This is a genomic window from Halorubrum sp. AJ67, from assembly GCF_000513435.1.
Genome location: NZ_CBVY010000005.1, coordinates 17,178 through 18,999 on the forward strand (window position 1 = coordinate 17,178; position 1,822 = coordinate 18,999).

General features: G+C 60.6%; 2 protein-coding genes and 1 pseudogene (1 of these 3 running past the window's edge). All 3 read left to right on the plus strand.

Annotation, left to right across the window (positions count from 1 at the left end):
• A pseudogene (locus tag BN903_RS06420) lies at positions 1-880 on the plus strand (caspase family protein); it begins 1,153 nt to the left of the window's first position.
• A gap of 351 nt (positions 881-1,231) precedes the next feature.
• Positions 1,232-1,480, plus strand: coding sequence for a hypothetical protein (locus tag BN903_RS06425; protein WP_048076968.1), 249 nt, complete (start codon positions 1,232-1,234; stop codon positions 1,478-1,480).
• 90 nt (positions 1,481-1,570) lie between these two features.
• Positions 1,571-1,822 (plus strand): helix-turn-helix domain-containing protein (locus BN903_RS06430; RefSeq protein WP_048076969.1); only part of this gene is annotated, 252 nt, incomplete at its 3' end.

Below are 1,822 nucleotides of genomic sequence, written 5' to 3' on the forward strand. Positions count from 1 at the left end.
CGACACCGTCGAACACGCGTGGGTCGGCGACGGCGTCCCTCTCGACGCGAACAAGGCCACCCTCGACGCGTACCACCGCCGGCTCGAAGCCGGGCAGGTCGAGCAGTCGCGGATCTCCGTCCTCGTCGTCTGTAACGACGAGCAGATGCGCGAGGAGGGCGACGTCGCCGACCTGTACGGACTCCGCGACATGGTCCAGTTCGACATCGAGGTGCGACACGACCTCGACCGCGGCGAGATGCGCGAGGCGCTCGCGTCCGATGTCGACTTCCTCCACTACATCGGTCACGTCGACGACCGTGGAATGCAGTGCGCCGACAGCTACCTCGATCTGACCGACGAGGACCTCGAAATCGGCGTCAGCGCCTTCTTACTCAACGCCTGTCAGTCGTACCGGCAGGGCGAGGCCTTAGTCCACCGCGGCTCCCGCGGCGGCATCGTCACGCTCTCCGACGTAGCGAACTCGCCCGCGACGAAACTCGGCCGGATCATCGCTCGCCTGATGAACAGCGGGTTCAACCTTCGCACCGCGCTTCACGTCGCGAAACGTGAACTGATCACGGGGCACCAGTACATCGTGGTGGGTGACGGGGCGACGACGATCTGTCAGAGTCGGAGTGGAGGAGCGGTGGTGATAAATGCTAAAAGACAAAATAAACAAGTAAATATATCAACAAATATTTATCCGAATGGTCCGTATGGGGTTGGTACATTAAGCACGCTCAATTTGGAAACAGTCTCTTCAAATTACTACGTACCGGCTGAAATCGAGGCCTTCAACGTCGCAAAGAATGATTTCCAGAATTTTTTGGAATTGGAAACATTACCAATATTTATGAATGAAAGGTTATCTTGGACGGATACTATTTCGTTTAATTAAGGGCCAGGGTTACAAACGGCAGCATTCGCCGCCGCAGGTGCCGCTTGCGTCAACAGCAGCAGTGCGGTGAACAGGACGCCGGCCATTTTCGGGTGCTCTGCCACGTAGTCCGCGACACTTTCGTGCATACAACAGAAGTATCAGGATAAATAAATATCCGAGCTTGTTCTGCGGCAAAACAATAGAGATATTTGAACTATATTAACTATGTATTAAATATCTCTGCCAACTGAGAGTCGTGAGATCGCTCGGACATGAGAGGATCGAAAGGCCGCGACTCGTCGCGAACTCGCTCATCTGTCCGGTCAGGGACCCCGTTTTTTCACCGCCGAGCGCGGAGGTCGAACCGCCATGACCGACATCGAAGCCGCGATCCGAGAGGCGTTCGAACACACGGAGTACGACCTCGGCGACGTCGCGGTCAACCGTCGACAGGTCCGCGTGCCGGTGATCGAAGAGGGGGCCGACCCCGACGCGCTCCGGGCGGTGATCGAGGAGGCGCTCGGGGCGGACGCCCTCGCGGCCGTGACCGTGACCACGGAGCGCATCGCCGGCGAGGACACCGTCGGCACCGTCGTGTCGTTCCGGTACCGGGATTGACGCCGTTTTCGGGGTCGGAGCCGCCGCTTCGGTCCCGCGCTGCGACGCGGTACGATTAACAGGTCGGTACCCGTACACACGGATCATACGATGACGGCCGAGGAGGGACACGACGGCGCACAGTATCTCGCCGGCTCGCCCGTTCGGGTCGCGATACTCCGGGCGTTACGCGAGGAGCCGCGACGCCCGGCGGCGCTGACCGACGCGGTCGACGCGACGCGAACGACCGTCCAGCGGATCCTCGCGGGATTCCGCGAGCGCGACTGGGTGGTGAAACGCGACGCCGCCTACCGGGTGACGCCGACCGGAGCGCGCGTCCACGACGCCTACGAGGCGCTGCTG

Bases quoted from the DNA above. Each gene is read 5' to 3' on its own strand.
- BN903_RS06425 (WP_048076968.1), top strand. From the start codon at position 1,232: ATGACCGACATCGAAGCCGCGATCCGAGAGGCGTTCGAACACACGGAG.